5 protein-coding genes and 1 pseudogene are annotated in these 6,233 nt (G+C 41.3%); 5 read left to right on the forward strand and 1 reads right to left on the reverse strand.

Annotated elements, in window-relative coordinates:
• The 5 genes from ccsB (at position 1) to J2S25_RS09865 (ending at position 5,781) form a co-directional block, all read left to right on the forward strand.
• Entirely contained in the window at positions 1-1,188 is a 1,188-nt protein-coding gene (ccsB, locus tag J2S25_RS09845) for a c-type cytochrome biogenesis protein CcsB (protein WP_307191776.1), read from the forward strand.
• A gap of 112 nt (positions 1,189-1,300) precedes the next feature.
• Complete coding sequence (locus tag J2S25_RS09850; protein ID WP_044394380.1) at positions 1,301-2,017, forward strand: response regulator; 717 nt, start codon at positions 1,301-1,303, stop codon at positions 2,015-2,017.
• Positions 2,014-3,801: an ATP-binding protein gene (locus J2S25_RS09855; RefSeq protein ID WP_307191777.1), complete on the forward strand. Its 1,788-nt coding sequence runs from the start codon at positions 2,014-2,016 to the stop codon at positions 3,799-3,801. The genes J2S25_RS09850 and J2S25_RS09855 overlap by 4 nt, the downstream gene beginning before the upstream one ends.
• Positions 3,802-4,022: 221 nt before the next feature.
• On the forward strand, positions 4,023-4,574 hold the full coding sequence (gene sigX / locus J2S25_RS09860; RefSeq protein ID WP_307191778.1) for an RNA polymerase sigma factor SigX: 552 nt from the start codon (positions 4,023-4,025) through the stop codon (positions 4,572-4,574).
• A complete protein-coding gene (locus tag J2S25_RS09865; RefSeq protein ID WP_307191779.1) occupies positions 4,549-5,781 on the forward strand; it encodes an RsiX family anti-sigma factor in 1,233 nt (410 codons plus the stop codon). The genes sigX and J2S25_RS09865 overlap by 26 nt, the downstream gene beginning before the upstream one ends.
• A gap of 159 nt (positions 5,782-5,940) precedes the next feature.
• Here the strand turns inward: J2S25_RS09865 and J2S25_RS09870 are convergent.
• Positions 5,941-6,144 (reverse strand): annotated as a pseudogene (locus tag J2S25_RS09870) (transposase family protein); the annotation flags it as partial.
• Between the last annotated feature and the right edge of the window lie 89 nt (positions 6,145-6,233).

Here is a 6,233-nt window from a genome sequence, read left to right on the forward strand (position 1 = left end):
ATGGTTGAGTTAAGTTCTAATTTTTTGTTTACAGCTTTTATCCTCTATTTAGTCGGTATTTTGTTTTTTGGAGGAGCGATCAAGGACAAGAGACATGCTGATAAAAAGGCTGGTCCAAATAGATGGGCCAAGATTGGCATCATCATCACAATTGCTGGATTCGTGTCTCAGCTGATATTTTTCATCTTAAGATGGATTGCATCCGGGCATGCACCTGTCAGCAATCTATTTGAGTTTACGACCTTCTTTGGCATGTCACTAGTAGGTGCCTTCATCTTCATATATTTCATGTATAAAACGCCTTTGCTTGGCTTGTTCACACTGCCAATAGCGGCTTTAATTATTGCTTATGGAAGCATGTTTCCGAGGGATGTCACCCCCTTGATCCCTGCATTACAAAGTTATTGGCTTCATATTCATGTTACGACTACCGCAATTGGTCAATCGATTTTGGCAGTCAGTTTTGCTGCCGGCTTGATTTATCTTGTGAAAAGCGTCGACCAGCAAAAAAGAACGAAAAGCAATATTTGGCTGGAGGTTGTCTTGTTTGGATTAGTCAGTACACTCGGGTTTGTGTTTGTATCAAGCTATTTTGCTGCAACCGATTATTCGGTAAACTTCAACTATATAAACAAAGACGGACAGCCCGATACAGAGAAATATTCGCTCCCTGCTCTCGTAGGGCCTTATCAGTATGAAATGACAGATCAGAGTCGTTTTGAGCCATTGTTTGAAACACCTGCCATCATCAGTGCAAGAAAATTAAATACAGTTATTTGGTCGATTGGAGCGGGCATTGTATTATATGGTTTCTTAAGACTCATCCTGCGCAAACGTGTCGCTGCTGCCATTCAGCCGTGGACGAAGAATATTAATTTAGATCTTGTGGATGAAATAGGCTACCGTTCCGTGCTGATCGGTTTCCCAGTCTTTACGCTCGGCGGGCTGATTTTTGCTATGATTTGGGCCCAAATTGCCTGGACAAGATTCTGGGGCTGGGATCCAAAAGAGGTGTGGGCATTGATTACCTGGTTATTTTATGCAGCGTTCCTTCATTTGCGGCTTTCAAAAGGCTGGCATGGGCAAAAATCAGCATGGCTGGCGGTAATTGGTTTTATTATTATTATGTTCAACCTTGTAGCGGTAAACCTTGTGATCGCGGGTCTTCATTCTTATGCAGGATCGTAAAATTGTGTCAAATTCATGACAGCCTTCACTGTTTTAAGTGAAGGCCTTTTTTAAAAAAACATGGTAAGAACACGTTTGTTTATGTAAAATAATTGCAGGAGGGATATACCTGATGGAAAAAGAAGTGAAGATTTTAGTTGTCGATGATGAAGATAGAATCAGAAGATTATTGAAGATGTATCTTGAAAGAGAAAACTATATAATCGATGAAGCTGCAGATGGCAATGAGGCACTAGCGAAATCACTTGCAAACGATTACGATGTCATCCTGCTTGATTTAATGATGCCAGGAAAAGATGGAATCGAAGTTTGCCGTGACCTTCGCGAAAAGAAATCGACGCCTGTCATCATGCTTACAGCAAAAGGAGAGGAAGTAAACAGAGTACAGGGCTTTGAGGTCGGTACGGATGATTACATTGTTAAACCATTCAGTCCGCGCGAAGTTGTATTGCGAGTCAAAGCGATGTTGCGACGTTCTTCCAGTACAAGTTATTTGCAGACTGAAACGACTGCAAAAGACGTGATTGTTTTCCCTCATTTAACCATTGATAATGATGCTCATAGGGTTTTAGCTGATGGCAAGGAAGTCAGTTTAACACCAAAGGAATATGAATTGCTTTATTTCCTATCAAAAACACCGGATAAGGTATTTGACCGTGAACAATTGTTGAAGGAAGTATGGCATTACGAATTTTTTGGTGATTTGCGTACGGTAGATACGCATGTAAAAAGACTGCGCGAGAAGCTGAACAAAGTATCCGAACAGGCTGCAAAAATGATTGTGACCGTCTGGGGGGTAGGCTACAAATTCGAGGTAGTCAATGAATGATGTTTTGGAGAAGCGTAGTAGGAAAACTATGGATTACCATCCTATTGCTCGTTTCATTCGTATTGTTCATTCTGACAGTAACCTTGTTGCAATTTTTTGAAAACTATCATATTAATGAAACCCGCAAAGACATGATCCACACAGCTGATAAAATCGCCAGGGTGCTCAAAGAACATCCTGGTAACGAAGAAGCTTTGGCTCTTGAGATCGCTTGGGAACTCATTGATGACAATGAAAAGGTAACGGTCATCAAAGATCAAAATACGTATTTATATTCTCCCAGCAGCGACGAAACAACTCATGTACCCATTTCTTTTTATACAACAGATAAAGATTTGTCGTTAGTTTTCGAAAGAGATAAGACAGTTGATATGATCACTTCCTTGCCAAATGATACAAACGAGGCAGGGTCTACTCAATATTTAATGATTGGAGTACCGCTTCATCAACAAGAAAAAGAAAACGGTGCTGTTTTTATTTATCAATCCCTGGCAGTAATGGAAGAAACGACAAAACTGACTTCTAAATTCATTTTGCTAGCTGCTGGCGTTGCTATCATACTTACAACCATCTTTGCTTTCTTCCTGTTAACGAGAATTACTTCTCCATTAAGAAAAATGAGGGAAGCTGCCTTTGAAGTTGCCAGAGGGAAATTTGATACAAAAGTACCGATTCTCACTCATGATGAAATTGGGGAATTAGCCACGGCCTTTAATCAAATGGGACGACAGTTAAAATTCAACATGAATGCCCTCAGCCAGGAAAAGGAACAGCTAACAAGCATTCTTAGCTCGATGGCGGATGGGGTCATTACCTTCAATCGTGATGGAACCATCTTGATTACCAATCCTCCTGCTGAAATATTTCTTAGAAATTGGTATTATGAGCAAGGGCTCGCATCAGAAAATTCAGATGCGGTTCCCTCAGAAGTGATGGAACTGTTCCTGTTGGCAGTTAATACAGAGAAAGAACAAGTTGGCGAAATTTCAGCCCAGGGAAGAACATGGGTCATCATAGTCAGTCCTCTTTATAATAAACGCTTCATCCGCGGGGCTGTCGCCGTAGTAAGAGACATGACCGAGGAAAGAAAACTCGACAAAATGAGGGAAGATTTTATCGCAAATGTTTCACATGAACTTCGTACTCCCATTTCGCTGTTGCAAGGATATAGTGAAGCGATAGTGGATGAAATTGCCCAGACGGACGAAGAGAAAAAGGAAATGGCGAAAGTCATTTACGATGAGTCTCTCCGAATGGGCCGTCTCGTCAACGAACTCCTTGATTTAGCCCGCATGCAAGCAGGTCATACCCTGTTAAACCTTGAGTCCGTCGAATTGAAACCATATATAAACAGAGTGATCCGCAAGTTTCAAGGACTGACAAAAGAAAAAGGGATTGAACTGTCTGTCAAACTCGAAACAGAGGAACGCTTCTTTCGGATGGATCCAGACAGAATCGAACAAGTATTGACTAATTTAATCGATAATGCGATCAGGCATGTTCCAGATTCTGCGTCTGTAGAAATTATTGGGCGTACCGATGAGCGAGGCTTGTATATCGAAGTCAGTGACCAGGGGTCAGGTATACCGGAGGAAGACTTGCCGTTTTTGTTCGAACGCTTTTACAAGGGAGACAAGTCAAGGACACGTGGAGTTTCCGGAACAGGTCTAGGACTTGCGATTGCCAAAAATATTATCGACGCACATCGAGGAAATATCTCTGTAAAAAGCAAAATAGGACATGGTACAACATTTTCCTTTTTCATCCCCCGAAATATCGATTAACTTGCCGACTATTCTTGATTCACAAGGAACATTGTTTTCCCACAAAAGGCTGTACTAATCTTTATCAGATTGGTACAGCCTTTTCGTTCAGGTGGAGTTTGTCTGACACGATCATTCTCTGAAAAAATCCTTTCATTTCCAAACGATAAATTATATAGTTAAGATGAAACTTTCTAAGTTGCTTTACGACTAATCTTATAAATACGGAGGCGAAAAGACCTATGAACTCCGTTTTTGATGAATTGTATCAAAAATATCATCATGACGTTTTTCAATTTTTATTTTATATGGTGAAAAGCAGGGAATTAGCAGAGGATCTTATACAGGAAGTCTATATCCGTGTTCTCAAGGCGTATGACAGCTTTGAAGGCAAAAGCAGTGAGAAAACCTGGCTTTTCTCGATCGCGAGGAATGTCGCAATCGATCATTTCCGGAAACAAAAGGGCTGGAAGCAGCGATTGCTGGAAACCTTCGATCTGTCAGCAAAACAGGTAAGGGATGAACAGCCGCTGCCCGAGGAAGTGCTGCTTCAAAGCGAAGAAATCCAAATGATGTACAAGTGCCTCGATCAATGCACTCTCGACCAACGAATGGTCATCATCATGCGCTATATACATGAACTGACAATTTCTGAGACAGCCGAAGCTTTATCGTGGACAGAAAGCAAGGTCAAGACGACACAGCATCGCGCTTTAAAGACATTGAAAAAGCTTATGGAAGAAACGATAGAAAGGGAAGGGATGACTAGTGAAAAAGTCACAGCTAAGCGATAAGCAGCTAGAAGACCTCCTCGGCCAGATGCCAAAGATAAAGGATCATCGCGACTCTCGTGACATTTATCAGCATATCGCCCATCGAGCGGAAAAAAGAAGGAAAATGCCAACATGGGTCATTCCTGGAGCGGCTCTCGCTGCAGTACTTTTTCTCGCGTTTATTCTCTCTCCAGGACTGTTAGGCAATAACTTTTCAGAACACCAGAGTATGGACAGCAGTTCTGCAAAGGGAGATAAATCATCTATGAATACAGCAACTAGTGATGATTCTGCAAAGAAAAGTGCTGTTGAGCAAGGAAACAGATTGATGGGGGACACTACAAATAAGAAAATAAATACGGAGGAATTTGCCGCAATGGATAAAGCCAATCCATATGCCGGGCTAATTTCCGTTTATCCAGACGAGCTCAGCTCCAAGTCGTCTCAAATTTTCACCTTTGCAATTCCTGATCAGCAGGCAATGGCAATTGTCCCCGTGTCGGTAATATGGCCGAATGATAAAGGAAAATCCTGGATCGATAACTATATAGAAATAATGCCTAAACTTACGGAAGCTGAATGGGGGCTTACTGATTACTATCCAATAAACGCCTACTGGACGTATGACGAAGCGACAAGCACATTGACAATGGATGTAAAACAAAATCATCCATATAAATATGGAAGTGCAGCAGAGGTAAATTTTATTGATTCGATGACTGAGAATTTTACCGATGTTGGCATAGAAAAACTGCTTCTTACTACCGAAGGGGAACCGGGGGTTGAGTTAGGAAACTTTGGTCTGATGAAAGAAATTCCGCTAAATGCGGAAGCAACAAAAAGGAGAGCTTACTTGTTTTTAAAAGTGCAAGGGCTGACAAATCCCTATCTTGTGCCAACAAAATACCAGCATAAATCAATTGACGAGGCATTTGCACAGATGGAGACTGGAGATGAAAAAGGATATCTTGCACCATCACTTCCAGATAATTTTAAGTTCGCCCAAAGTGTAACTAAGGATAAAGTGCTCGAGCTCACCTTATCTGATGAAACAAAGTTGAAGGAAGATTTTATGCCGAATCTCGAGGCGATCTTGATGACAGCAAGCGAGTTTGAGTATAAAGGTGTCAGATTTACCAATCCAAATATTGATCAGCTCGGACCGTTTAATCTGAAAGAAGTCCTCCCGGTGCCGCTCGCACCAAACAAGAAGGTTGTAAGGGAATAAATCAACCACCTTTTTAGCAAAATCAGCTACGCCATTTTTATCAAAAAGGAAGGCCGGAACAGGTGAGGCCACTGAAAATCTGCCGATTTTTAAGATTTTCTAGAAAATCCAAACGAAAAGAACCGATTCACTTCCATGTTTTTGGAAGTGAATCGGTTCTTTTTCTAAAGCAATTTCCACCGTTTTATTAATAAGCAAATCCAGGAGGTTTAGATCCTTTAACCTCAATTTTCGGAATTTGGTCAGGGAACTCGGGTCTATAACTTCCTCTTCTGGAGTCATGTCCAGGAAATATTTGAAGGACATATCATCCTTTGAACGATCAACAATATCCACGTCCGAAAGGTCATGGTTGGTTTTTAACGGATTTCCGAAAGAAGTCTCCCATCCTCAAGGAATGGGAAGGGCTAAAGCCCAATGAGTAGGTGGGAGATGAATTTTGGTTGGCTTTA

The sequence above is a fragment of the Mesobacillus stamsii genome, from assembly GCF_030814065.1.
Lineage (GTDB): Bacteria > Bacillota > Bacilli > Bacillales > Cytobacillaceae > Mesobacillus > Mesobacillus stamsii.

Excerpts from the sequence above, each read along its gene's own strand:
- ccsB (WP_307191776.1), top strand. The coding sequence starts at position 1 with ATGGTTGAGTTAAGTTCTAATTTTTTGTTTACAGCTTTTATCCTCTAT.
- J2S25_RS09850 (WP_044394380.1), top strand. The coding sequence starts at position 1,301 with ATGGAAAAAGAAGTGAAGATTTTAGTTGTCGATGATGAAGATAGAATC.
- J2S25_RS09855 (WP_307191777.1), top strand. The coding sequence starts at position 2,014 with ATGATGTTTTGGAGAAGCGTAGTAGGAAAACTATGGATTACCATCCTA.
- sigX (WP_307191778.1), top strand. The coding sequence starts at position 4,023 with ATGAACTCCGTTTTTGATGAATTGTATCAAAAATATCATCATGACGTT.